This is a genomic window from Streptomyces sp. NPDC058812 (assembly GCF_042744565.1).
GTDB classification, from domain to species: Bacteria; Actinomycetota; Actinomycetes; order Streptomycetales; family Streptomycetaceae; genus Streptomyces; species Streptomyces thinghirensis.
This window is the reverse complement of the sequence record NZ_JBHYOB010000039.1, coordinates 1-23,508: the sequence shown is the minus strand read 5'-3', so window position 1 is coordinate 23,508 and position 23,508 is coordinate 1. Positions and strand designations below refer to the sequence as shown.

The window sequence follows — 23,508 nt, the reverse complement described above, 5'->3', positions numbered from 1 at the left end:
AGGGGTTCGCCGGTGTAGTTGTGGTGGAACCAGGAGCCGGCGTCGAGTTTTTGGAGTTCGGTCCAGGTGAAGTCGGAGACGCGGTAGCGGGGGCGATCGGGGTAGATCTGTTCGATGTTGGTGGTGCGTTCCATGGTGCAGTCGTGGAAGTTGACGAGTGTGCCGTCCTTGGTGCGTTGGACGTCGATCTCGACGAAGTCGGCGCGTTGGTCGACGGCGAGGTCGATGGCGGCTGCGGTGTTCTCCGGTGCCATGCCCGACGAGCCGCGGTGCGCGATGGCGTCGGGCCGGTCGGCGGCGTGCGCGGTCGTCGATGTCGCCGCTGCCAGGGCCAGACCGCTCAGCACGGCCACCACGACACCGACGCGCCTGTTGCTCGTATGCTTCACTACAGCCTCCCGCGTTCGAATGACTCCAGGAGGCTGTCGGACGGTGGTTACGGGAAACCTGCCGCGGTCTGGCGGCGCCGGGATCAGCCGGTGGACCGTAACGGTGAACCGGCTGATCCGAGGCCGAAGGGACGATTACGCGCATTCGCGCCCGTCCACCCGCACGAACAGGACGACGCGAGAGGGGCGTTGATCAGCGGCAGAGGTGATCAACCGCGACGGCACCCGTCACCTGCCGACGATGCCCTCGGGCAGCAGCGACTGCGGGGACCTGGCCGGGTGGCCCACTTCCAGCGTCCCGAGGAGACCGTCCAGGAGAGGCCCGCCGGGAACCCCGGCGGACGGGTCGGGCACCGGGGACGCCTCAGCGGCGGGAGCGGACGCCAGGAGAGCAGCGGCCATGACGGAGACACAGGCAAGTTTCTTGATCATGTCCGCCTTAACGAATGACAGCCCGTGGGGCAACGCTCGCCGTCCGCCGACTGGCCCAGTCGGGTTACGTGAGACTCAATCGTGCCGGCATCGGCACCCTGACCATCCCCGATCACCCTCGGTACTTACCTTCGGGGTAATCGACCGTTCTCCCTTCCCCCGGCAGGATCAAGTGCGTCGACGGGCCCCCGTCAACCCCCGCCGGGATCCAGCCGCAGCCGCGAGGAGAGCACCATGTCCGTCAAGCCCACCGCCACCACGCCGAGTCCCGCCGGCGCCACGATGTCGGTCGCCGAGGCCACCCGGGCCGTAGTGCAGGACTTCCTTGCCGCCCGCCTCGCCGGGGACACCGGGCGGCTCGTCGGCCTCTTCGCCGACGAAGTCGACTGGCTGCTCGCCGACAACCCCGCCGTTCCATGGATCCGGCCGCGGTCCACGGCCGCCGAATGCGCTGCCCAGTTCACGGAGTTGATGGAGCACACCGTGCCCGAGGACGCGCGTGCCTCACTCGACACCTTCCTCGTCGAAGGCACCGACGCCGTCCTGATGGGACACGTGTCGGGGACCGTACGAGTGACGGGAAAGTCCTTCGAAGGCCCGTTCGCCCTCCGCCTCACCGTCGAGGACGGCCGGATCACCCGCCACCACCTCTACGAGAACAGCCTGTCCATCGCCGAGGCCTGCGCCCCGTCGACGGCGCCATGCCGGACGGCTTCTTCCGCCGCAGCGGATCCCGGCGTGCCTTCACGGCCCACCGGCGTGAACTGGGAGTGATGGCTCCGGCCCCTTGCTTCGGAACCGACCCCGGCACCGCTGAGGTCCACGACCTGGCCCTGCTGGGCACCGGATACGCGGCCCTACGTGAGGCCGGATCGGCGGCGCATACGGACTGTTGATAGGTGCACGTCGCGTTCCGGGCGCCGAGCCGGCCGGTGGCGGCGGAAGCGGCCGCCCCGGCCCCTGGCCCGCGCCCCGAGGCTTAGCGGCGTGTGTACCTGGAAACGACTACTCCCGAACGGTCGTCGCAACGACGGTCGGCCGACAGGGGAGGGGTCTTTCGTGGATGTGCCCTTATATCTGAGGCCGCGGGTGGATCCACCGCTCGCCTCACTGCTGGGGGCCGCGCCATTCCTGCACTCGCTCGTCGACGCGCTCGGGTCTCCGCTCAACGTGCTGCTCCCCGAGTCGGTCGCCGCGAACGCCGAGCGCTTCCGGTCCGTCTACCGTCGCCACCATCTGGCCGGACGGGTGTACTTCGCGCACAAGGCGAACCGGTCCAGCGCCCTGGTGCGGAGACTGGCCGCTGAGGAACCGGCCGCCGTCGGCGTCGACGTCGCCTCGCTGGAAGAACTGCGGCACGCCCTGAGCTGCGGTTTCACCGGGGACCGTGTCATGGCCACCGGTCCCAAAGACCCGGAGTTCCTCTGGCTGGCGGCCCGCGTGGGCGCGACGGTGAACCTCGACTCGCTCCGCGAGCTGGAACAACTCGCCGGTCTGGTACGGAAGTACGGCCTCTCGCGGGTCGACGTGCTGGCGCGCCTGTCCGGGTTCGAGTCGGCCGCCGCCCAAGGGGGAGCGGGCACCCGGATGCTGTCACGCCGCAGCCGCTTCGGCACCCCCGCAGGGGAGGTGGAGGAGCTTCTGGCGGCCGTGGAACGGCACGCGGACACCGTCGAGCTGACAGGCCTCGCCTATCACTTGGACACCACGGGCCTGGAGGAGAAGGGCCGAGCCCTGGAGCAGTGCGTGCTGCTCATGGACCGATGCCGGGCACGGGGCCTGGCACCGCGCACCGTCGACATCGGCGGCGGATTCGGCGTCGGCTACGTCGCCGACGCCGAGGAGTGGGAACGCTGGACGACCGCGCTCAGCGAGGCGGTCCTCGGCGGCCGCCCGCCCCTGACCTGGCGCGGCCACGGCTACGGGCTGCGCAACGAGGGCGGCACGGTGCGCGGGTCCGTCGCGCTCTACCCCGGCCACCGCCCCAACGCCGGCCCCGGCTACCTGGACGAGCTCCTCTCGCTCCCCGCGCCGGTCCTGGGCCGGGGACTCGGCACCCTACTGCTGGAGCACCTCCACGATCTCCACATCGAACCCGGCCGTTCCCTCGTCGACCAGTGCGGGCTGTCGCTGGCCCGCGTGCTGGACGTGCGCCGCACGGGTGAGGACTCGGCCCCCTACCTGGTGCGCCTCGGGATGAACGCGGGGGACGTGAGCCTGGAGGAGCACGGAGTCCTCGTGGACCCCGTACTGCTGCCGCGCGGCGAACCCGAGAAGGATGACGAGGGGCCGGTCGGAGTCCACCTCGTCGGCAATCTGTGCCTGGAGGCCGACCTGATCACCCGCCGCCTGGTGTTCCTCCCCAGGCTGCCGCGCGCCGGTGACCTGCTGGCCTTCGCCAACACCGCCGGGTACGCCATGGACTTCCACGCCCACCACGCGCAACGGCAGCCCCTCGCGCGGACGGTTGCGGTGGAGAAGGAGGGTGACTTCTGGCGCTGGTGCCTGGACGAGGACTACTGGCCGATCACACACCCGGGGGGAACGCCCGCATGAGGTACGACAGCATCACGGAGGCCATCGGCAACACACCGCTGGTGCGCATCGACCCCGCCGTGCACGGGCTGCGCAACATCGACCTCTACGCGAAGCTGGAGATGCTCAACCCGTTCGGCTCCGTCAAGGACCGGCCCGCCTGGCACATGGCCCGCCCCCACCTGGAGGGCGCGGCCGAGGGGGAGGGGACGGTCGTGGAGCTCTCCAGCGGGAACACGGCCAAGGCGCTCGCCCTGCTGGCGGGGATGCACGGAATGCGGTTCAAGAGCGTCACCAACCGGATGCGCGTACCGGAGATCAAGGAGCTGCTCCTGCTCCTCGGCGCCGAGATCGAGGAGCTGCCGGGGCGGAGCGAGTGCCTCGACCCGACCGACACGGACGATCCGCTCACCCACTTCCACCAGACACTCTCGGAGCCGGGAAGCACGTACCTGCACACCGACCAGTACTTCAACCCGCGCAACGTCGAGGCACACGCGGAGGGCACCGGGCCGGAGATAGTCAAGGACCTGGACGGGCGGGCGCCGGACTGGTTCGTCGCCTGCGTGGGCACGGCCGGTTCGTCGACCGGTGTCGCCAGGGTGCTGCGCGAGCACGACCCGGAGGTGCGGGTACTCGGCCTGGTCGCCCACAAGTCGGACTTCATCCCCGGCATCCGCACCATCGACGAGGTCCATCAGGTCGGCCTGTTCGATCCGGCGACGTACGACACCATCGAGTCCGTCACCTCGGGCGAGGCCATCGACGGGATGCTCACCCTCATCCGCCGCTGCGGACTGCTGACGGGACCGACCGGGGGCGCCGCCTACCAGGGCGCGGTCCGGCATCTGCGGGACGCCGACGCGGCGTTGGCAGGGTCGGGGCGCCGGGAGACCGCGGTGTTCATCGTGTGCGACCGGGCGGAGAGCTACCTGAGCTATGTGCGCGCCCGCCGCCCCGAGCTGCTGGGCAGGGCGAGCCGCGGTCCCACGCTCGCGACGCTCACCGAGGACGAGGTGCGGGCAGGTGGCCGGTCCGCGACCGTGGACGAGGCCCGCCGCTGGATCACGGAGGGCGATCCCCGGCCGCTCGTCGTCGATCTGCGCAGCCCGCACGCCTACGCCGCCCTGCACATCGAGGGCTCGGTCAACATCGTCGACGAACTGTTCGAGGAACTCGTCCGCGGCGGGCTCCCCTTCAGCAGGGGGACACCGGTGCTGCTGGCCTGTCCCGTCGGCGAGAGGTCACTGCGCTACGCCGCCCTGCTGTCCCGCATGGGGCACCCCGACGTGCGAAGCCTGGCCGGCGGAATCGTCGCCTGGCGGGACGCGGGCGCCCCGCTGGTGCGCGAATGAACGCGGCGCTCTGGCAGCGGGAACTGAGGGAGCAGTTCCCCATCGTCACGGCTCATCCGGAGTCGGCCTACCTCGACAGCGCGGCGACGTCCCAGAAGCCGCGGGCCGTGCTGGAGGCCGTCCAGACCTACCTCACGACGTCGAACGCCAACGCGGGCCGCGGCACCTACCCCTGGGCCAACCGGACCACGGAACTGGTGGAGGGGACCCGGGACCGGGTCAAGGAGTTCCTCGGCGATCCGGAACCGGGTCACTCCACCGTGCACTTCACCAGCGGCTCCACCGAGGGCCTGCGCACCGTCGCCCGGGACTGGCTCGTGCCGTATCTCACCGACGGCGACGAGGTCCTCGTGCCGTTCGCCGACCACCGGGCCAACCTGGACCCCTGGCGCGAAGCGCAGCGGCTGCTGGCCGCCCGCGGCATTCGCGTACACCTGCGCGCTCTGCCGTACCAGGCGGTCTCGGGCGACTACGACCACCGTGCCCTCGGCGACCTCGTCGGTCCGCGGACCCGCTTCGTGGCCGCCACGCACGTCCACCACGTCTACGGCGGTGACATGAACGTGCACCGCATCCGTGCGGCGGTCGGCCCGGACGTGCCGATCTGCCTGGACGCTGCCCAGAGCGTCGGCCATCTGCCCGTCGACCTGGCCGACCCGGCGCTCGACGTCGACTTCGTGGTCTTCTCGGGGCACAAGGCGATGGCCCTGCCGGGTTCGGGAGCGGTCTGGGCGCGCAACGCACGGGGACCGGCCTTCCGGCCGGCCGGCTGGCAGGGCACGCCCAACACGGTGGGCATCGTGTCGCTGAGGGCCGCGCTCGACTGGCTCGACGTGGCCGGTCCCGCCCGGATCGCAGGCTGGACGGCGGGCCTGACGACCCGGCTGACCGACCGGCTGAGACACCTCGGCCCGTACGAGATCCTCGGCTGTCCCACCAGCCTGGCCGCCGACTCCGCGCTCCCCGCGGCCCAGCGCCGCCACGGCATCGTCACCTTCCGGCACGACGACATCCCGTCCGACGACCTGGGGTTCATCCTCTACAGCCACGGCTTCATGGTGCGGGCCGACAGCCTCTGCCAGGCCGGCACGGGCGAGAAGGACGGGTCGGTGCGTGTGAGCCTGCACGTCTACAACACGGTGGAGGAAATCGACCGCCTGCTCACCGAACTGGCGTCATTGGCGTGAAGGACGAGCGATATGGCAAGTGATAACCGTTTCCACCTGTAGATTCGGTCGCGTCCACTACGGGTGAGGAACGGAAGAGGTGGCGCGACCAGATGGGCATCAGCATGGCGGTGGCCAGGACGTGGGTGGAGCGCTGGGAGCGACAGCAGCAGCGCTACGCCGTGGACCGCGAGGAGCGGTTCACGGTGATCACGGATGTCGTCGAGTACGTCACGGCCGGCCGTCCCCGGCCGCTCCTGCTCGACCTCGGCTGCGGCCCCGGCTCCCTGGCAGCCAGACTCGCCGGCCGGCTGCCGCACGCCGAGATCGTCGCCGCCGACATGGATCCCCTGCTGCTGGAGCTGGGGCGGACCCACCACGCGAACGCCGCCCGCTACGTCGACACCGTGATCGGCGCCGACGGCTGGACCGACGCCCTCGGGCTGGAGCGCCCCCTGGACGCCGCCGTCTCGACGACGGCACTGCACTACCTCCCCGAGCCGGTACTCCTGGACACGTACCGCCGTCTCGCCGCGCTGCTGCGCTCCGGCGGGGTACTCGTCAACGGCGACCACTTCCCGCCGGGCGAAGCACCGTGCTCGGACATCACCGGCTACGTGGGCCGCCGCCGCGCCGAGCGGACGGGCGGCCACGCCCACGAGGACTGGCAGGAGTGGTGGACCGCGGCGGCCCGGGACCCCGAGCTGGCCGACCTGCTCGCCGAGCGCGCCCAGCGCCACGCGGCCCACGGGGGGAGCGGGGCCGGCGAGGATCTCGCGGTGGACCGCCACACCGAGTTGCTGCGCCGGGCGGGTTTCCGCCACGTCGCGCCGGTCTGGCAGTTCGGCGACAGTGCCGTCCTGGTGGCGGTCAAGGGCGACTGAGCCGCAGCCGGTTCACAGGGCGAGGCTCATCAGGATCTCGTCACGGTCGTCACCGGGCGCCACGCGCAGCGCCCCCGGCCAGCGGCCGACCTCGGTCCAGCCGGCCCGGCGGTAGAAGTCCTCGAGCCCCAGACCGGCCCGCGCGGTGAGCCGCAGTCTTTCCATGCCCATCTCGTCGCGGGCGATCTCCGGGAGACGGCGCATCAGCGCGGCACCGACGGCCATGCCGCGGAAACGGACGTGCGTCTGAAGGTGGTTCACCGTTCCGCAGTGCGCGACAAGAGGGTGCGGCTCGCGGCGCAGGAGTACCCAGCCCGCGAGTGCACCGTCGACGGTGGCAAGGATGATCCGGCTGCGCTGCGGAGCGAGCCCCCGGAGGATCTCGTCCAGCGCCGGTTCGACCTCCGGCGAGGACGCCGGCGGCAGTGGACATCCCATGGGGATGACCGCGCCCCCGGCATTGATGACCGCCGTCCAGCAGTCCCGCAGATCCCGACGGAGGGCCAGGGTGGCATCCTGGGCTCGGACGATCTGCGCGAACACGGGAGCGCGCACTGCCTCGTGAGCTGTCACGTCCGCCAGTCTGCCAGGCCGCCCCGCCGACCGTCGGAGATCATCAAACGTCCGACCACACGGACGCGGGCTGACGGGAGGAGATCGTCACCGGCGGCGTCGTCCTCCCCGGCCACCGGGATACGCCGCCCACCTGTCGGCCCGCGCCGACCACGAGGGTGCCCGCGGCCATGCCGCCGCAGGCGCCGAAGGTGGCCGGCGAGCCTGCGCATCGACGCGCCAGCTAGCCCAACCAGGTCACATCCCCGCCCAACCCTCCCTCGGCCGGTGCGTCCACATGACCGGCGCGGGCACCTCGGACGATGTTGGTGCCAGGTGTGCCGCGCCGGTGGGCTGCGTCGGCACCGGACAGGTACGAGTGAGGGAGCCTGCGATGCCGGAACTGTTCATCGACGGCGAGTGGACGGGTGCCGTGAGCGGCGCGCGGTTGGACGTGATCAACCCCTTCGACGCGTCCGTCATCCAGCAGGTGGACGACGCCGACGAGGCGGACGTCGACCTGGCCGTACGAGCCGCCCGGCGGGCCTTCGACCGGGGCGACTGGCCGACGGCACCCACCCGGGAGAGAGCCGACGTGCTGCTCAGGGTGTCGCGGTTCCTCCTGCGCGACCAGGAGGAGATCGCCCGTGTCGAAACCCTCGACACCGGCAAGACGCTCGCCGAGGCACGCATCGACGTCGAGGACGTCTCGAACGCGTTCCGCTACTTCGCCGAGATCGCCGACAAGGACGGCGGCCGGGTGGTGGACGTCGGCCCCGACGTGCTCAGCCGGGTCACCTACCACCCCCTCGGCGTCTGCGCCCTCATCGCGCCGTGGAACTACCCGCTGCTGCAGGCCTCCTGGAAAGTGGCCCCGGCCCTGGCGGCGGGCAACACCTTCGTGCTCAAACCCAGCGAGACGACACCGCTGTCCACGATCCACATGATCCGGCTGATCGAGGAAGCGGGAGCGCCGCCCGGCGTCGCGAACCTGGTCCTGGGCCCCGGCGGCACCGTGGGCGCGGCGATGTCCTCCCACCCCGAGGTGGACCTGGTCTCCTTCACCGGTGGCCTGGCCACCGGACGCCGGATCATGGAGGCGTGCGCGCCGGGCGTGAAGAACCTCGCCCTGGAACTCGGCGGCAAGAACCCCAACGTGGTCTTCGCCGACTGCGACTTCGACGCGGCCGTCGACCACGCCCTGGAGGCCTCGTTCCTGCACTCGGGGCAGGTCTGCTCGGCCGGCTCGCGGCTGCTCGTGGAGGACGGCCTGCACGACCGGTTCGTGGAGCGGCTGGCCACCCGCGCGCAGTCCATCCGGCTCGGCAGCGGGCTCGAACCGACGACCGAGAGCGGGCCGCTCAGCTCGGCGGAACACCGGGCGAAGGTCGAAGGCTATCTGGAGATCGCCCGGGAAGACGGCGCCCGCCTGGTCTGCGGCGGCCGCCGCCCGGACGACCCCGAGCTGTCCCGAGGCTTCTTCCTGCTGCCCACCGTCTACGCCGACTGCGACCGTTCCATGCGCATCGTGCAGGAGGAGGTCTTCGGCCCGGTGGTCACCGTGGAGCGCTTCCGCACCGAGGACGAGGCCGTCGAACTGGCCAACGACACCCGCTACGGCCTGGCCGGTGGCGTGTGGACGAACGACGCGAGCCGAGCCCAGCGGGTCGCCGGCAGGCTGCGGCACGGCACGGTCTGGATCAACGACTTCCACCCCTACGTGCCGCAGGCCGAGTGGGGCGGCTTCGGCCGCTCCGGCTTCGGCCGGGAACTCGGGCCCACCGGCCTGCGCGAATACCAGGAGGCCAAGCACATCTACCAGAACCTCAGGCCGGCTCCCTCCGGCTGGTTCAAGGGCTGAGCGGGCAGGGCGAGAGAGAAGGCGACGCCATGGACGACGAGACGACGACCTACGACTACGTGATCATCGGCGGCGGTACGGCCGGCTGCGTACTGGCCGCCCGGCTGAGCGAGGACCCGGCCTGCCGCGTGTGCGTGGTGGAGGGCGGACCCAGCGATGTCGGCGACGAACGGATCCTGCGGCTCCGAAACTGGATCAACCTGCTCGGCTCCGAGTTCGACTACGGCTACACCACCGAGGAACAGCCCCGCGGCAACTCGCACATCCTGCACTCCCGCGCCCGCGTGCTCGGTGGCTGCTCCTCGCACAACACGCTGATCAGCTTCCTTCCGTTCCCGCAGGACCTGGACGAGTGGGTGGAGCGCGGCTGCACCGGCTGGGAGCCGGAGACGATCCTGCCGTACCGGACACGCCTGCAGAACACGATCGTGCCCGTCGGCGCCGCCGACCGCAACGCGATCGCCGAGGACTTCGTCACGGCGGCCACCACCCGGCTCGGCGTCCAGCGCGTCGAGGACTTCAACGCCCGCCCCTTCACCGACGGCGCCGGCTTCTTCTCCCTCGCCTACGATCCGGAGACCAACACCCGCTCCTCCGCCTCCGTCGCCTACCTGCACCCCGTACTGGACCGCCCGAACCTGACCCTGCGCCTGGAGACCTGGGCGTACCGGCTGCAGCCCGACAGCGAGGGCCGTTTCACCCGCGTCCTGGTCCGCAACCCCGACGGCTCCCTCTCGACGCTGGAGGCGGACGCCGAGGTGCTGCTGTGTGCCGGAGCGATCGACACTCCCCGGCTGCTCATGCTCTCCGGCATCGGCCCGGCCGGCCAACTGCGGGACCTGGGTATCGAGGTCCGCGCCGACCTGCCCGGGGTGGGCGAGAACCTGCTGGACCATCCCGAGTCGGTGATGGTGTGGGAGACCCGTGAACCGCTGCCGCCCAACTCGGCCATGGACTCCGACGCCGGGCTCTTCCTGCGCCGCGACCCGGCGGGAGGTCCGCGCCCGGACCTGATGTTCCACTTCTACCAGGTACCGTTCACCACCAACACCGAACGGCTGGGCTACCCCGTCCCCGAGCATGGCGTCTGCATGACCCCGAACGTGCCACGCGCCCGATCCGTCGGCCGCATGTGGCTGCGCAGCGCCGACCCGGACGTCAAACCAGCCCTGGACTTCCGCTACTTCACCGACCCGGACGGGCACGACGAGCGCACGATCGTCGAAGGCCTGCGGATCGCCCGCGAGGTGGCGTCCACCGCCCCGTTCAGCGACTGGCTGCTGCGGGAGGTGGCGCCGGGTCCCGACGTTCGCTCGGACGCCGACCTGTCCGAGTACGGACGCCGCGCCGCACACACCGTCTACCATCCGGCCGGGACCTGCCGGATGGGCGCCGAGGACGATCCCATGGCGGTGCTCGATCCCCAGTTGCGGCTGCGTGGCCACGACGGGCTGCGGATCGTGGACGCGTCCGTCTTCCCCACCATGCCGACCATCAACCCGATGGTCACCGTACTGCTCGCCGCCGAACGCGCGGCGGACCTCATCACCGCCCGGCCGGCTCCCCGGCCGCCGGCCGTGGAAGGGTAGGGCCGATGACGATTCCCGGAACGCCGGGCGGGCCCCGGGGACGCCGGCCGCGGGCAGAAGGACGCGGAGTTCCGCAAGGAGATGGGACCGTAGGCGAACTTCGCCCTCGGCTTCACCCACCTCTCCCCGGTGGTGAGCACCTACACGCTCTTCGGCACGGCAGTTCCTCGTCGCGCTGGTCTTCGGCGAGATCGTCGCGCAGTACCCGATCGCGGGCGGGGTCTACCCGTGGGCCCGTCGGCTGTGGGGCAAGCGCTGGGCATGGATGACCGGGTGGGTCTCCATGTGGGCGCTGCTCGTCACCATCACCAGCGTCGCCTACGGTGCCGGGCCTACATCGCCATCATGCTCGGCTTCCGCGCCACCGTGCACACCACCGTGCTGTGCACGATCGCGCTGATCGCCGTCGCGGTGCTCATCAACTAAGCGGGCACGAAGGCCCTTTCGTGGGCGGCGCTGATCGGCTTCGGCGCGGAGCTGATAGGCGCCCTCGTCGTCGGCGTCATCCTGCTGGTCACGCATCGCTTCCACGGCCTGGGCGTCCTCTTCGACGACCAGGGGACCGCCGGCGACGGCTCCTACCTGCCCGTCTTCCTCGTGGCGGCGATCATCGGCTTCCACCAGTACTACGGCTTCGAGGCCTGCGGGGACGTCGCCGAGGAGGTGGCTCACCCCGGCAAGGTGATTCCCAAGGCGATGCGACGCACCATCCACGTAGGTGGCGCGGCGGCGACCTTCACCTGTCTGACGCTGCTCCTGGCCGCCGTCGACTACCGGGCGGTGATCTCCGGTGAGGACACCGACCCGGTCGTCAGGGTCCTCTTCGCCGCCCTCGGCGAGGCCGACGCACGGGTGGTGATGGCCGTCGTCCTCATCTCCTTCCTCTCCTGCGCCATCGGTCTGCGGGCCGCGGCCGGCCGGCTGATCTACTCCTACGCCCGCGACGAGATGGTCATCGGCCACCGGCTGCTGCGGAAGCTCTCACCGAGCCGCGCCGTGCCCGAGTACGCGCCGCTGCTCGCCGCGGTCGTCCCGGCGCTGATCGCCGTCGGCTCGCTGATCTCGCCGGACGCCCTCACCAAGATCGTGTCCTTCGCGATCCTGGGTATCTACGCCGCGTTCCAGATGGTCGTCCTGGCAGCTCTGCGAGCCCGCGTCAAGGGCTGGTTTCCGAGCGGTGAGTACCGGCTGGGCCGACGGGGCCTGCTGGTGAACGTCGGGGCGCTCGCCTACGGCCTCTTCGCCGTCGTGAACATCTCCTTGCCCCGGACCCCCGACGTCCCCTGGTACGACAACTGGATCGTGCTGCTCAGCGGGGGAGTGGTGGTGGCCGTGGGCCTCGTGTACATGTTCACCACGCACCACTGCGGACGCAGCGACGCCCCTTCGGGGAGCGCCGGCCCCGACTAAAGGGTGTTGCAGGAGGCCGTGATCAGGGCATATCCGTTGTAGGGCCGGGGTGTTGAGGGCCGAGCGGGTGTGGGTTGAGACGTTCACCGGGCTGCGGGTCGGCCAGTTCGGCCGGTTGCTGAAAGCGGTCCGGGAGCGTGGTGGTGAGGGCTGTGGCTGGGGTCGTCCGTGGCGGCTGCGGCCAGCGAAAGCGGGGCGGCAGGCGAAGCCCTCGAGCGGTCCCGTGGCGGGCTGACCACGAAGCTCCACCTCAGCGCAGACGGAAAGTGCCGCCCGCTGTCCCTGCTCATCACCCCGGGCAGCGGGCGGACCGCACCCAGTTCGAGTTGGTCATGGACAAGATCCGCGTTCCCCGGCTGGGCCCGCCCGGCTACGACGGGGTGCACGCGGCGGACGACCCCCTGGCTTCGATAAGGACCGCTACAGGCATCGCAACACGGTGCAGCGGGCCATCGGAAAGTTGAAGCAGTTCAGAGGCGTCGCAACTCGATACGGCAAGCGGGGCTAGGTCTACCTCGGAACCGCAACCGCTGCCACGCTGCTCATCTGGCTCCGCTCCTGATCGGAGAAACAGGCCCTGGCGGAGCGCGGGCCGCGACCGGAGCCCCTTGCCTCGACTCCGGGTCGTGTGTCAGGACGACTCGCGCACCACCAGCTCGGTCGGCAGGGTCATTTGCTGCCGGGACGCTCCGTGCTGGGTGATGTCGGTGAGGATCCGGGCCATGGTCCGGCCCAGTTCCTCCACCGGCTGACGGACCGTCGTCAGCGGCGGGTTGGTGTGGCGGGCGAGGACGGAATCCTCGAAGCCCACCACGGCGACATCACCGGGTACCCGCCGCTTCTGCCGGCGGAGTTCGGCCAGGGCGCCGACCGCCATGAGGTCGGAGGCGGCGAAGACGGCGTCCAGGTCCGGAGCGCGTTCAAGAAGCAAACGCATGGCGCGGCCCCCGCCCTCCTCCGTGAAGTCACCCGCCTCGACCAGGAGTTCCCTCGCGGGCACCCCCGCCTCCCCGTGCGCGGCGCGCCAGCCCGCGAGCCGGCTGCGGCCGACGTCCATGTCCAGGGGGCCGGTGATCGTGGCGATCCTCCGCCTGCCGCTGTCCAGCAGGTGCCGGACCGCCGCGGTGGCCCCGCCGGCGTTGTCGGAGTTGACGTAGCTCAGCCGCTCGCCCGCGTCGCGGCGGCCGGCCAGCACGGTGGGCAGGCCCATCTCCTCCAGGATGCCCGGCAGCCGGTCCTCGGAGTGCACGGAGACCAGCAGGACGCCGTCCACGCGGCGGGTCGCCACCGACTCGGTCAGCTGGTCCCGCTCGGCCTGGTCGCGGACGAGCATCAGCTGCAACTGGGTCCGGCTCTCGGCGAGGGCGCCGCTGACACCCCGGATCAGTGCGGCGAAGAACGGTTCCGAGCCGAGCCGGCTCTCCGATTCCGGGATCACCAGCGCCACGGCGTTGGTGCGGTTGGTCACCAGGCCGCGCGCGACCGAGTTGGGGACGTAGTTGAGCTCCTTGATCGCTGCGAGGACCCTGGCGCGTGCGTCGGCACTGACCAGTTCCGAGCCGTTGACGACACGGGAGACCGTGGTGCGGCCCACGCCGGCGCGGGCGGCGACCGTTTTGATCGTGGGACGGCGGTTGCCGGTCATGCACTCCCCCCTCGGCGGCCGCGGCGGCCGTGCCTACCGCGGAGGTGACCTGCGGCAATTCTTGCAGACGCGGCCGTCGGCAGAGCACCCCCCGAGGCTCGGGAGGCGATGGCGGGGTCTGGAATTCACCGGCGACTTGCGTTCAAGTCATTGACAGATGGGCGCGCTCCCACGAGTCTTCGATGCGCCGGTGGGAACGTGCCCATCAAAATTGGGCACGTTCCCACCCCCTGTCAGAGCCGCTGTAGCCGTCGCTGTGGTCGTCGCAGAACTCGTCACGCCGATGTGTCAGCGCCGTCGCTAGGAGGAGATCCATGGGCAGTCTCGGTTCGTCGCGCACAAGGGCGGTGGCGGCGGTCGCGGCCGCCGGCGCGCTGGCACTCGTCGTGGGCTGCAGCAGCAGTGACGACTCGGTCACCGGTGGCGGCAAGGAGGACGGCAAGACCACCATCACGATGGGCCTGTACGGCGTGATGGGCATCAAGGAGACCGGTCTTCTCGAGCAGTACGAGAAGGAGAACCCCGATGTCGACATCAAGGCCGAGATCGCCGGTGACGAGCAGACGTACTACACCGCGCTGCAGACCAGGCTCGCCGCGGGCAAGGGCCTGAAGGACATCCAGGGCATAGAGATCGGCCGGGCCAAGGAGATCACCGAGACCCAGGCGGACAAGTTCGCGGACTTTTCCGGGATGTCGGGCACCGACCACTTCCTGCCGTGGAAGGAGTCCCAGATCAGCACCGAGGACGGCAAGGTGCTGGGCCTGGGCACCGACATCGGCCCGATGGCCGTCTGCTACCGCAAGGACTACTTCGAGAAGGCCGGCCTGCCCACCGACCGTGAGGAGGTCGCCAAGCTGTGGGAGGGCGACTGGAAGAAGTACGTCGAGGTCGGCCGCACCTTCGAGAAGGACTTCAAGGGTGACGACGTGGCCTACATGGACGCGGCCAGCGGCCTGTTCAACGCCATGGTCTATGGCTACCCCGAGCAGTACTACAACGACAAGGGCGAGCTGATCCACGACAAGAACCCGGCCGTCAAGGAGGCGTGGAACCTCGCCGCCGACGCCGCGGAGGACGGGCTCACGGCCAAACTCCGCCAGTTCCAGCCGGGTTGGGACCCGGGTCTGGCCAACGGCACGTTCGCCACCGCCGTGTGCCCGGCCTGGATGCTCAGCCACATCAGCGAGAAGGCCGGCGCCGCGAACAAGGGCAAGTGGGACGTGGCCAAGGCTCCCAAGGGCGCCAACTGGGGCGGTTCCTTCCTCGGCGTGGTCGAGCAGAGCCCGGTGAAGGAGGAGGCCAAGAAGCTCGTCGCCTGGCTGACCGCGCCCGAGCAGCAGGCCCACATCTTCAAGGAGATCGGCAACATCCCGTCCTCGCTCCAGGCGCTGGACAGCGCCGATGTCAAGAACGCCAAGTCGGAGTACTTCAGCGACGCCCCGATCGGCCAGATCTTCGGCGCCGCCGCCCAGGAGATCCCGGACAAGCAGGTCCTCGGCCGCAAGGACGGCACGATCAAGGACACCTTCTCCCAGGGACTGGCCCTGATCGAGCAGCAGGACACCCCGCGTGACGAGGCGTGGGACACCACCGCGGAGCGCATCGAGAAGGCGGTCGGCTGACCCACCGCCCCTGCGGCACTCCGGCCTCGCCGGCGCCCTGCCGGCGGGCCCGGGGCCCGGCTCAAGACATCCGCTTTCAGGAAGGAAGTCCGGTGGCCACCTCCACCACCAAGGCCCTGGCCGGGGACGAGCCTCCAGGCCCGTCCCCCAGGACGGGCGGCGAGAGCACCGCCCGGCGGCGCGGCGCACTGCTGCACCGGCTGGACATCAAGGGCGCCCCGTACGCGTTCGTCGCTCCGTTCTTCGTCGTCTTCGCCGCGTTCAGTTTCTACCCACTCGTCTACACCTCGTGGATCTCGCTGCACGACGTGGAACTGGCCACCCTCGACGTCATGGAGTGGGTGGCGTTCGACAACTACGTCGAACTCTGGGGCGACTCCCGGTTCTGGAACGCGCTGCGGAACACCATCACCATCGGCATCATCTCCACGGTGCCGCAGCTGATGATGGCGCTAGGCCTGGCCCACCTGCTCAACTACCGGATGCGCGCCTCGCTGTTCTTCCGCGTCGCCTCGCTGGTCCCGTACGCCACCTCGGTAGCAGCCGCCGCCCTCGTGTTCACCATGATCTTCGAACGCGACTTCGGCATGATCAACTGGGCGCTCGGAACGGTCGGCATCGACCCGGTGAACTGGGAGGCCGACAAGTGGCCCGCCCAGGCCGCGATCTCCACCATCGTCATCTGGCGCTGGACCGGCTACAACGCGCTGCTCTACCTGGCCGCCATGCAGGCCATCCCCGCCGACCGGTACGAGGCGGCCTCTCTGGACGGCGCATCCCGGTGGCAGCAGTTCACCCATGTCACCGTCCCCGGGATCCGCTCCACCATCGTCTTCACCATCGTGCTCTCCACGATCGGCGCCACCCAGCTGTTCGGTGAGCCGCTGATCTTCGGCCAGGGGCCCAACGGCATCACCGGTGGCGCGGACAACCAGTACCAGACGCTGGGCCTGCTGCTGTACGAGGAGGGCTGGAAGAACTACCAGATGGGCCGCTCGGCGACCGTCGCCTGGGCGATGTTCATGCTGCTCGTCCTCGTCTTCGTGGCCCAGCGCCTGATCAAGCGCCTGCGCACCCGTACGTCCTGACCTGGAGTCGCCATGACCACCCAAAGCCTCCCGGCCCGGACGGACGCCCCGGCCCGGACCCCCGCCGACAAGCCGGCCGGCCGCGGCGGCCGCCGGCTGCTGCGCCAGGGCGCCGGCCGCCAGCACCACGCGGGCCCGCTCGCCTACGTCCTGCTCGCCATCATGGCGATCCTGTCGATCTTCCCGCTCTACTGGACGATGGTGGCCGCCTCCACCGACAACACCCGGGTGAGCCAGACGCCGCCGCCGTTCCTGCCCGGCCCCAACCTGTTCAGCAACCTCGCCCGGGCCTGGGACGAGGCGGCGATGGGCAAGGCCATGGTCAACAGCCTCATCGTGGCCGGGGTGATCGCCCTGTCCACGGTGATGTTCGCGACGCTGGCCGGGTTCGCCTTCGCCAAACTGCGGTTCAAGGGCCGCAACGCCCTGCTCATGCTGGTGATCGGCACCATGATGGTGCCGCCGCAACTCGGTGTCGTACCGCTGTTCATGATGATGTCCGAGCTGGGCTGGTCGCAGCAGCTGCCCGCCGTCATCTTCCCCACGCTGGTGAGCGCGGTCGGGGTCTTCTTCATGCGGCAGTACCTGTCGGAGGCGCTGCCGGACGAACTCGTCGAGGCCGGACGTGTGGACGGGGCGCATTCGCTGCGGATCTTCTGGAGCATCGTGCTGCCCGTCGCGCGGCCCGCGATGGCGGTCCTGTTCATGATCACCTTCGTGCACGCGTGGAACGACTTCTTCTGGCCGTTCGTGGTGCTCGACATGACCAATCCGACCGTCCCCGTCGCCCTCACCCAGCTCAGCGCGGGTTACGTCCGCGACCAGTCGCTGATCATGGCGGGCGCGCTGCTCGGCACCCTGCCGCTGCTGCTGATGTTCATCGTCTTCGGCCGCCAGATCGTCAGCGGCATCATGGCGGGCGCCGTCAAGGGCTGACCCGCCACCGTGCGGCCCGGCACCGAGCCGCCGGGCCGCACCACGATCCCCACCTCTCCTGGCGTTCGCGCGCCCGCGAACACCCCCACCCAGAAAGGACTTACGTGGTCACCGCAGCACAGCAGACCGCGTCCGCCCCGGACGCCGCCCGTACCTTCCCCAAGGGCTTTCTCTGGGGCTCCGCGACCGCCTCGTACCAGATCGAGGGGGCCGCCGCGGAGGACGGCCGTACGCCGTCCATCTGGGACACCTACGCCCGCACCCCCGGCCGGGTCCGCAACGGCGACACCGGTGACATCGCCACCGACCACTACCACCGCCGGCGGGAGGACGTCGCCCTCATGGCCGAGCTCGGGCTCGGCGCCTACCGCTTCTCCCTCGCCTGGACCCGGATCCAGCCCACCGGCCGCGGCCCCGCCGTGCAGAAGGGCCTGGACTTCTACCGGCGCCTCGTCGACGACCTGCTGGAGAAGGGCATCCAGCCCGTCGCCACCCTCTACCACTGGGATCTGCCCCAGGAGTTGGAGGACGCCGGGGGCTGGCCCGAGCGTGCCACGGCTGAGCGGTTCGCCGAGTACGCGGCCCTCGCCGCGGACGCCCTCGGCGACCGGGTGAAGACCTGGACCACCCTCAACGAGCCCTGGTGCAGCGCCTTCCTCGGCTACGGCTCCGGCGTGCACGCCCCCGGCCGCACCGATCCGGTCGCCGCCCTGCGCGCCGCCCACCACCTCAACCTGGCGCACGGCCTGGCCGTTCAGGCACTGCGCGACCGGGTCCGCGCCGACGCCCAGTGCTCGGTCACCCTCAACATCCACCACGTCCGCCCGCTCACCGGCAGCGACGCCGACGCCGACGCGGTCCGCCGGATCGACGCGCTCGCCAACCGGGTCTTCACCGGTCCGATGCTGCGGGGCGCCTACCCGGAGGACCTGTTCAAGGACACCGCGGCGCTGACCGACTGGTCGTTCGTCCAGGACGGCGACCTGCGGCGGATCCATCAGCCGCTGGACTTCCTCGGCGTCAACTACTACACGCCCACCCTCGTCTCCGAGGCCGACGGCAGCGGCACCCACACCTCGGACGGACACGGCAGGAGCACCCACAGCCCGTGGCCGGGGGCCGACCGGGTCGCCTTCCACCAGCCGCCCGGCGACACCACCGCGATGGGCTGGGCCGTCGACCCCACCGGCCTGTACGACCTGCTGCGCCGGCTGGCGTCCGACTTCCCGCGGCTGCCACTGGTCATCACCGAGAACGGTGCGGCGTTCGACGACTACGCCGACCCCTCGGGACAGGTCAACGACCCCGCCCGCATCGCCTACGTACGCGACCACCTGGCCGCCGTCCACCGGGCCATCGTGGACGGCGTGGATGTGCGCGGCTACTTCCTGTGGTCCCTGCTGGACAACTTCGAGTGGGCCCACGGCTACGGCAGGCGCTTCGGTGCCGTCTACGTGGACTACCCGACCGGCACGCGCATCCCCAAGGCCAGCGCCCGCTGGTACTCCGAGGTCGCCCGCACCGGCGTCCTGCCCGGCGCCTGCCCCTGATCCGGTGCGGCACGGCACAGCCGCCCCGCCCGGTGCCGCACCCATGAGCCCGCCCCCGCCCGCCGCGCCGACGCGGCGGGCGGGGGCGGGCCCGGCCACCGGTTCAGTTCAGCGGGTCGAGCGTGAGCTGTGCCTGGGCCGGGTTGCCGTCGTGCACCAGCGACTCGTGGTGGCCGACGTCGTCGAAGGCGAAGGCGTACGCCTTTCCGTCGGCCATCCGGTCGTGGATGATCCGGGCGTAGTGGTTGGTCACGGACTCCTGGTAGAAGTGGGCTGCCGAGGCGTCGGGCTGGTTGGGGTTGCTCAGCAGCGTGGAGCGGTTGAAGCCGGCGCACAGCGTGCGGGAGATCGGTCCCCGTACCTGGTCGTTGGGGGCGTCCAGCAGCTTGTGACAGCCGAAGACACTGGAGGCGTCGGGCTTCTGGAAGCTCGTGACGACCGCCCCGGCGCTGTTGGTGAAGTTCATGACACCGCCCGAGACGCGCCCGAAGTACTTGGTGCCCGGCTGGTCCGCGAACGGCGTGACGGTGAGCGTGGCCGACGTGTACTTCTGCCAGACGCGGTTGATGTAGTCGTCCATGACCGACGCGGGCAGCGCCCCGGTCTCCAGCCCGTACAGCGGCGACAGTGCCCGCAGGACGGTGCCGTCGGACCGGGTCTGGATCAGCCCGCCCCAGCCGGGCTGCGCCCGCAGCGCGTTGAACACCGCGTTGTAGCCGCCCGCCTTGAGTCGCCCGACGCTGCTCACGCTGCCGTCGGCGCGCTGCACGCCGACCGTGTAGGGCGCGGAGAACATGTCGACCTGGGTGCTGTTCAGCCACAGCCCGGAGTCGTTGAGCGTGTACTCGGACCAGTTGAACAGGATGTCGCGGTTGGGGTCGCTCGGGTTCTGCACGGCCGGTTGCACCAGGCCGCCCGTGGTCAGCCGGAAGTCGAGCTTCTGGCCGTACGAGAAGTAGATGCGTCCCGACAGCTTGGGGACGCGGATCGTCTTGGTCTGACCGGCGGCGGGTCCGGGGATGGACGCGTCCGGCGCGGGGGTCGGGGGATTGCCGCCGGCGGGCCAGGCGTGGAAGGTGCCGTTCGCATCTGCCCAGCCCTGCTGACCCGTGGTCAGCGAGGTGCCCAGGTTGTAGATGTGAACCGGCTCGCCGCGGCTCGAGTTGTTGGTGATCTTCAGTGGGATGGTGGCGGGCACCGCGGCGTCCGCGGGCGGCGAGGCGCCGAACGTGAGCAGGGCGCCGGCCAGGCCCGTGGCCATGGCCACGGCGAGCAGACGGTTTCTGAGGCTTGAGAGCACTCTCCACCTCCGTGCGGGTGTGGGGGGAATTGGTCCGTACCGATTGTGAGAGCGCTCTCAGAGTTACGCCAGGACGCGTCCATGTCAATGAGGATGGAGCGGGGAATCGTGGTCGGTGCCTGCCACGGGTCGCGCCGAGTGCTGCGGAGGATCCGAGCGCGACCCGTCAGTGGCGCCGGCGGGCGTTGAGCCGGGCGGCCTGGCGCGTCAGGTGGGCGCGCTCGGCGAGGTTGGGCGCCTTCTGGGCCGCCTCGGCGTACAGCCGTGCCGCGGTCACCAGGTCGCCGTCGCGCTCGTGGAGGTACGCCGCCACCGCGGCGTGGCGGGGCAGTGAGTCGTCCAGACCCGCGAGCGCCGCCAGGCCGGCGCGTGGTCCGTCGGCCTCACCGACGGCCACCGCGCGGTTGAGGCGGACGACCGGGCTGTCGGTGAGGCGCGCGAGCTCGTCGTACCACTCGACGATCTGCACCCAGTCGGTCTCCCCGGTGGTGGGCGCGTCCGCGTGGAGGGCCGCGACGGCGGCCTGGGCCTGGAACTCGCCCAGCCGGTCGCGGGCGAGGGCCGCCTGCAGGATCTCGACGCCTTCGGCGATCGACTCCGTGTCCCACCGGCCGCGGTCCTGCTCGGCGAGCGGCACCAGACTGCCGTCGGGCGCGGTCCGGGCGGCGCGCCGGGCGTGGTGGAGCAGCATCAGGGCGAGCAGCCCCGCCGCCTCGGGGTGGTCGATCGCGGCCGCGAGCTGCCGGGTCAGCCGGATGGCCTCGGCGGCGAGGTCCACGTCGCCGGAGTAGCCCTCGTTGAAGACCAGGTAGAGGACGCGCAGCACCGTGGCAACGTCGCCGGGCCGGTCGAACCGCACCCCGGAGACGGTGCGCTTGGCCCGGCTGATGCGCTGCGCCATGGTCGCCTCGGGCACCAGGTAGGCCTGGGCGATCTGGCGGGTGGTCAGCCCGCCGACGGCGCGCAGCGTCAGGGCGACCGCGGACGACGGCGTCAGCGACGGGTGGGCGCACAGGAAGTACAGCTGGAGCGTGTCGTCCGCCTGGGACGCGGGCCCGGGCGCCGGCTCCTCGTCGACGAGGTCCTCACGCCGGCGGCGGGCGGTGTCCGCCCGGGTCGCGTCCAGGAACCGGCGCCAGGCCACGGTGATCAGCCAGCCCTTCGCGTCCCGGGGCGGATCGGCCGGCCATGCGCGGACCGCCTCGACCAGCGCGTCCTGCACGGCGTCCTCGGCCGCCGCGAAGTCGGCTCCGCGGCGGACGAGGATGGCGAGGACACTCGGTGTGAGGCTGCGGAGCAGGGCCTCGTCCATGGGTGAGGTCACTCCGTGATGGTGGGCGACACGCCGTAGAACGGGCGCAGCTCGAGCCACTCGTGGATCGGCTTCCCGCCCGCCCCGGGGGCGGCCGACAGTTCTCCGGCCAGCTCGACGGCACGCTCGTAGCTGTCCACGTCGATCACCATCCAGCCGGCGATGAGGTCCTTGGTCTCGGCGAACGGGCCGTCGGTGACCGGCGGGCGCCCCTCACCGTCGTACCGGACGAACGTCCCCTCGGGGGCGAGCGCCTGACCGTCGACGAACTCGCCGGTCTTCTCGAGCCGGGCCGCGAAGTCGTTCATGTACTGCATGTGGTCCGAGATCTCCTCCGGCGTCCACTGGTCCATGGGCACGTCGTTGACCGGAGTCGGAGCGCCGCGGTAGTGCTTGAGCAGCAGGTACTTGGCCATGGTGTTCTCCTCGGTGCTGTCGCGACCCATTGTGGTCGCGTTCACCCCGGGGACGGAGCGGAAAACGGGTTCTCGACATCGCCGCCGAATCTTCTTCGCTGGGCCGTGCGGCCGCAGAGGGTGTGGGCACGTCGTCCTCTCGGGGCCACCGAGATGACCGGTCAGGGCGCGGCGCACCCCTTCGCGGAGATCGACCAGCCCGAGCCACCGACCGCACACCCGGGCGGTGCCGGTCGAGCCGGGGAGGATCGAGGAGTACGTGCCGCGCGGGCTGCCGTGATCGTATGCCGGGTGGCAGCCGGGAGGCGTCCGCGAAGGGGGAGCGGAATGGCTGAGGACACGGGTGCGGGCGGCGGATGTCTGGCGTGCGACCTCATGCTCGGCAGGGTCCCGTTGCCGGGCGGTAGCGTGCTGCGGACCGAGTCATGGGTGGTTGAGCACTGCGTCGGGCCGCTCGGCCTGGGCACCGTCGTGGTCAAGCCGGCCCGGCACGTGGTGCACGTGGCCGGGTTGACGGCGCAGGAGTCCGGCGAGCTGGGCCCCCTGCTGCGAAGGGTCAGTGCCGCCGTCACCGAGGTGATGGCCCCGGAGCAGGTGTACGTGTGTCTGTGGTCGCACGCCGGCGGGGTCCCCGGCCACATCCACTTCGTCGTACAGCCCGTGGGCGCGCGGGACGTGGCCCGGTTCGCCGCCTTCGGCCCCGCGTTGCAGGTGGCCATGGGGGAGGCGGGGTGCTTCCCCGAGGCGGCGGACGTGCGGCGGGTGTGCGACCGACTCAGGGAAGCACTCCGGTGAACTCACTCGGCCCACTCCCGCGGACCCGGTCGGCGAGCACTTCGTAGCGACGTACCCCGGCGGCTCCTCGTGGTGCCGCTTCGGGCCACAGGCAGTCCAGGACCGAGGCGGACGGAGGGAAGAGCGCGGACGGTACCGCGCGGCGGTCGAACCACTCCCAGCGCACGATCTTGTCCGGCTCGGTGACCCGGGGGGTACCCGCGGCCCGCCGGGTGACGGCCGCGGCCGTCACCCGGGTCAGCCCGCCCAGACCGTCGACGAGGACCGCCAGTACCCGTACGTCCGACGCGGACACGACGAGCCCGGTCTCCTCCGCCAGTTCGCGCCGGGCGGCCGTCTCGAAGTCCTCTCCGGTGTCGACCTTGCCACCGGGGAGTTCCCAGCGGCCATCGTGGCCGAGGCCGAGCAGGACCCGTCCGGCGGGATCGAGGACGGCGAGGCCGACACCGGTCAGGCTGTGGGAGGCGGGGCGGGCGCGCTCGGGGCGCTCGGGGCCAGGTGTAGGAGAGTTCACCAGGCCATTCCACACCGCGGGAGCCCGCGGGAGCCACCGCACGCGCGGCCTGTTTCGTGGGTCAGCGCTGGGTGAGGGTTTGGGGGTAGTCGGTGATGATTCCGTCGACGCCGAGGGTGGTCATTTTGCGTATGGCGCCGGGTTCGTCGACGGT

At 70.9% G+C, this 23,508-nt stretch carries 21 protein-coding genes and 4 pseudogenes; 16 read left to right on the top strand and 9 right to left on the bottom strand.

All coding sequences use genetic code 11. The features are described from left to right. Together ACFW48_RS37850 and ACFW48_RS37845 are read right to left on the bottom strand one after the other, a co-directional pair. Positions 1–389 (bottom strand): glycerophosphodiester phosphodiesterase family protein (locus ACFW48_RS37850; RefSeq protein WP_386323088.1); only part of this gene is annotated, 389 nt, incomplete at its 3' end. Positions 390–617: 228 nt separating this feature from the next. Continuing rightward, positions 618–821, bottom strand: coding sequence for a hypothetical protein (locus ACFW48_RS37845; protein WP_386323086.1), 204 nt, complete (start codon positions 819–821; stop codon positions 618–620). Between the two features lie 234 nt (positions 822–1,055). Between ACFW48_RS37845 and ACFW48_RS37840 the strand changes: the two are divergent. The 5 genes and pseudogenes from ACFW48_RS37840 to ACFW48_RS37820 all read left to right on the top strand — a co-directional run. Next, positions 1,056–1,511 (top strand): annotated as a pseudogene (locus ACFW48_RS37840) (nuclear transport factor 2 family protein); the annotation flags it as partial. Between the two features lie 399 nt (positions 1,512–1,910). Beyond that, positions 1,911–3,377 carry a Y4yA family PLP-dependent enzyme gene (locus ACFW48_RS37835; RefSeq protein WP_386323084.1) on the top strand — a complete coding sequence of 489 codons (1,467 nt, stop codon included), beginning with the start codon at positions 1,911–1,913 and terminating at the stop codon, positions 3,375–3,377. Further along, positions 3,374–4,711, top strand: coding sequence for a pyridoxal-phosphate dependent enzyme (locus ACFW48_RS37830; protein WP_386323082.1), 1,338 nt, complete (start codon positions 3,374–3,376; stop codon positions 4,709–4,711). Before ACFW48_RS37835 ends, ACFW48_RS37830 begins: the two co-directional genes overlap by 4 nt. Continuing rightward, positions 4,708–5,898 carry an aminotransferase class V-fold PLP-dependent enzyme gene (locus ACFW48_RS37825; protein ID WP_386323080.1) on the top strand — a complete coding sequence of 397 codons (1,191 nt, stop codon included), beginning with the start codon at positions 4,708–4,710 and terminating at the stop codon, positions 5,896–5,898. Before ACFW48_RS37830 ends, ACFW48_RS37825 begins: the two co-directional genes overlap by 4 nt. Before the next feature lie 92 nt (positions 5,899–5,990). Beyond that, positions 5,991–6,761: a class I SAM-dependent methyltransferase gene (locus ACFW48_RS37820; protein ID WP_386323078.1), complete on the top strand. Its 771-nt coding sequence runs from the start codon at positions 5,991–5,993 to the stop codon at positions 6,759–6,761. Positions 6,762–6,773: 12 nt separating this feature from the next. Here ACFW48_RS37820 and ACFW48_RS37815 read toward each other — a convergent pair whose 3' ends face one another. Further along, entirely contained in the window at positions 6,774–7,334 is a 561-nt protein-coding gene (locus ACFW48_RS37815) for a GNAT family N-acetyltransferase (protein ID WP_386323076.1), read from the bottom strand. 373 nt (positions 7,335–7,707) lie between these two features. Between ACFW48_RS37815 and ACFW48_RS37810 the strand changes: the two genes are divergently transcribed. From ACFW48_RS37810 to ACFW48_RS37785, 6 genes and pseudogenes are all read left to right on the top strand, one after another. Beyond that, on the top strand, positions 7,708–9,174 hold the full coding sequence (locus ACFW48_RS37810) for an aldehyde dehydrogenase family protein (protein ID WP_386323074.1): 1,467 nt from the start codon (positions 7,708–7,710) through the stop codon (positions 9,172–9,174). Positions 9,175–9,203: 29 nt separating this feature from the next. Next, a complete protein-coding gene (locus ACFW48_RS37805) occupies positions 9,204–10,763 on the top strand; it encodes a GMC family oxidoreductase (protein ID WP_386323072.1) in 1,560 nt (519 codons plus the stop codon). Between the two features lie 175 nt (positions 10,764–10,938). Next, a pseudogene (locus tag ACFW48_RS37800) lies at positions 10,939–11,031 on the top strand (hypothetical protein); the annotation flags it as partial. A 5-nt stretch (positions 11,032–11,036) separates the two neighbouring features. Continuing rightward, complete coding sequence (locus ACFW48_RS37795; protein ID WP_386323070.1) at positions 11,037–11,189, top strand: hypothetical protein; 153 nt, start codon at positions 11,037–11,039, stop codon at positions 11,187–11,189. Positions 11,190–11,219: 30 nt separating this feature from the next. Further along, positions 11,220–12,173, top strand: coding sequence for an APC family permease (locus ACFW48_RS37790; protein ID WP_386323092.1), 954 nt, complete (start codon positions 11,220–11,222; stop codon positions 12,171–12,173). 31 nt (positions 12,174–12,204) lie between these two features. After that, a pseudogene (locus ACFW48_RS37785) lies at positions 12,205–12,351 on the top strand (IS5/IS1182 family transposase); the annotation flags it as partial. Between the two features lie 453 nt (positions 12,352–12,804). On the opposite strand, the gene ACFW48_RS37780 reads toward ACFW48_RS37785, so the two are convergent. Then, positions 12,805–13,818, bottom strand: a complete 1,014-nt coding sequence (locus tag ACFW48_RS37780) for a LacI family DNA-binding transcriptional regulator (RefSeq protein WP_386323068.1) — start codon at positions 13,816–13,818, stop codon at positions 12,805–12,807. A gap of 314 nt (positions 13,819–14,132) precedes the next feature. On the opposite strand from ACFW48_RS37780, the gene ACFW48_RS37775 reads away from it, so the two are divergent. The 4 genes from ACFW48_RS37775 (at position 14,133) to ACFW48_RS37760 (ending at position 19,017) form a co-directional block, all read left to right on the top strand. Further along, positions 14,133–15,443, top strand: coding sequence for an ABC transporter substrate-binding protein (locus ACFW48_RS37775; protein ID WP_386323066.1), 1,311 nt, complete (start codon positions 14,133–14,135; stop codon positions 15,441–15,443). Between the two features lie 92 nt (positions 15,444–15,535). Further along, on the top strand, positions 15,536–16,531 hold the full coding sequence (locus ACFW48_RS37770; RefSeq protein ID WP_386323064.1) for a carbohydrate ABC transporter permease: 996 nt from the start codon (positions 15,536–15,538) through the stop codon (positions 16,529–16,531). 12 nt (positions 16,532–16,543) lie between these two features. Beyond that, on the top strand, positions 16,544–17,467 hold the full coding sequence (locus ACFW48_RS37765; RefSeq protein WP_121750848.1) for a carbohydrate ABC transporter permease: 924 nt from the start codon (positions 16,544–16,546) through the stop codon (positions 17,465–17,467). A gap of 104 nt (positions 17,468–17,571) precedes the next feature. Beyond that, positions 17,572–19,017, top strand: a complete 1,446-nt coding sequence (locus ACFW48_RS37760) for a GH1 family beta-glucosidase (protein WP_386323062.1) — start codon at positions 17,572–17,574, stop codon at positions 19,015–19,017. 103 nt (positions 19,018–19,120) lie between these two features. Here the strand turns inward: ACFW48_RS37760 and ACFW48_RS37755 are convergent, their stop codons facing one another. The 3 genes from ACFW48_RS37755 to ACFW48_RS37745 all read right to left on the bottom strand — a co-directional run bounded on the left by ACFW48_RS37755 (position 19,121) and on the right by ACFW48_RS37745 (position 22,045). Next, positions 19,121–20,317 (bottom strand): glycoside hydrolase family 64 protein, encoded by a 1,197-nt coding sequence (locus tag ACFW48_RS37755; RefSeq protein ID WP_386323060.1) that lies wholly within the window; start codon positions 20,315–20,317, stop codon positions 19,121–19,123. A gap of 166 nt (positions 20,318–20,483) precedes the next feature. Continuing rightward, positions 20,484–21,629: an RNA polymerase sigma factor gene (locus ACFW48_RS37750; RefSeq protein WP_386323091.1), complete on the bottom strand. Its 1,146-nt coding sequence runs from the start codon at positions 21,627–21,629 to the stop codon at positions 20,484–20,486. Positions 21,630–21,637: 8 nt separating this feature from the next. Continuing rightward, positions 21,638–22,045: a YciI family protein gene (locus ACFW48_RS37745; protein ID WP_386323090.1), complete on the bottom strand. Its 408-nt coding sequence runs from the start codon at positions 22,043–22,045 to the stop codon at positions 21,638–21,640. A gap of 327 nt (positions 22,046–22,372) precedes the next feature. Here ACFW48_RS37745 and ACFW48_RS37740 point away from each other — a divergent pair, with 327 nt between their 5' ends. Beyond that, the gene (locus ACFW48_RS37740; RefSeq protein WP_386323058.1) at positions 22,373–22,840 is read left to right on the top strand and encodes an HIT family protein; all 468 of its coding nucleotides are present in this window, start codon (positions 22,373–22,375) and stop codon (positions 22,838–22,840) included. Here ACFW48_RS37740 and ACFW48_RS37735 read toward each other — a convergent pair. Both ACFW48_RS37735 and ACFW48_RS37730 read right to left on the bottom strand, forming a co-directional pair. Further along, positions 22,821–23,354 (bottom strand): NUDIX hydrolase, encoded by a 534-nt coding sequence (locus tag ACFW48_RS37735; RefSeq protein WP_386323056.1) that lies wholly within the window; start codon positions 23,352–23,354, stop codon positions 22,821–22,823. The genes ACFW48_RS37740 and ACFW48_RS37735 overlap by 20 nt on opposite strands. A gap of 61 nt (positions 23,355–23,415) precedes the next feature. Beyond that, a pseudogene (locus ACFW48_RS37730) lies at positions 23,416–23,508 on the bottom strand (hydrolase); the annotation flags it as partial.

What these genes read in the sequence shown, in the direction of transcription:
- ACFW48_RS37830 (WP_386323082.1), top strand. Translation starts at nt 3,374, where the DNA reads ATGAGGTACGACAGCATCACGGAGGCCATCGGCAACACACCGCTGGTG.
- ACFW48_RS37810 (WP_386323074.1), top strand. Translation starts at nt 7,708, where the DNA reads ATGCCGGAACTGTTCATCGACGGCGAGTGGACGGGTGCCGTGAGCGGC.
- ACFW48_RS37750 (WP_386323091.1), bottom strand. Translation starts at nt 21,629, where the DNA reads ATGGACGAGGCCCTGCTCCGCAGCCTCACACCGAGTGTCCTCGCCATC.
- ACFW48_RS37825 (WP_386323080.1), top strand. Translation starts at nt 4,708, where the DNA reads ATGAACGCGGCGCTCTGGCAGCGGGAACTGAGGGAGCAGTTCCCCATC.
- ACFW48_RS37820 (WP_386323078.1), top strand. Translation starts at nt 5,991, where the DNA reads ATGGGCATCAGCATGGCGGTGGCCAGGACGTGGGTGGAGCGCTGGGAG.
- ACFW48_RS37775 (WP_386323066.1), top strand. Translation starts at nt 14,133, where the DNA reads ATGGGCAGTCTCGGTTCGTCGCGCACAAGGGCGGTGGCGGCGGTCGCG.
- ACFW48_RS37845 (WP_386323086.1), bottom strand. Translation starts at nt 821, where the DNA reads ATGATCAAGAAACTTGCCTGTGTCTCCGTCATGGCCGCTGCTCTCCTG.
- ACFW48_RS37765 (WP_121750848.1), top strand. Translation starts at nt 16,544, where the DNA reads ATGACCACCCAAAGCCTCCCGGCCCGGACGGACGCCCCGGCCCGGACC.
- ACFW48_RS37745 (WP_386323090.1), bottom strand. Translation starts at nt 22,045, where the DNA reads ATGGCCAAGTACCTGCTGCTCAAGCACTACCGCGGCGCTCCGACTCCG.
- ACFW48_RS37740 (WP_386323058.1), top strand. Translation starts at nt 22,373, where the DNA reads ATGGCTGAGGACACGGGTGCGGGCGGCGGATGTCTGGCGTGCGACCTC.
- ACFW48_RS37780 (WP_386323068.1), bottom strand. Translation starts at nt 13,818, where the DNA reads ATGACCGGCAACCGCCGTCCCACGATCAAAACGGTCGCCGCCCGCGCC.
- ACFW48_RS37805 (WP_386323072.1), top strand. Translation starts at nt 9,204, where the DNA reads ATGGACGACGAGACGACGACCTACGACTACGTGATCATCGGCGGCGGT.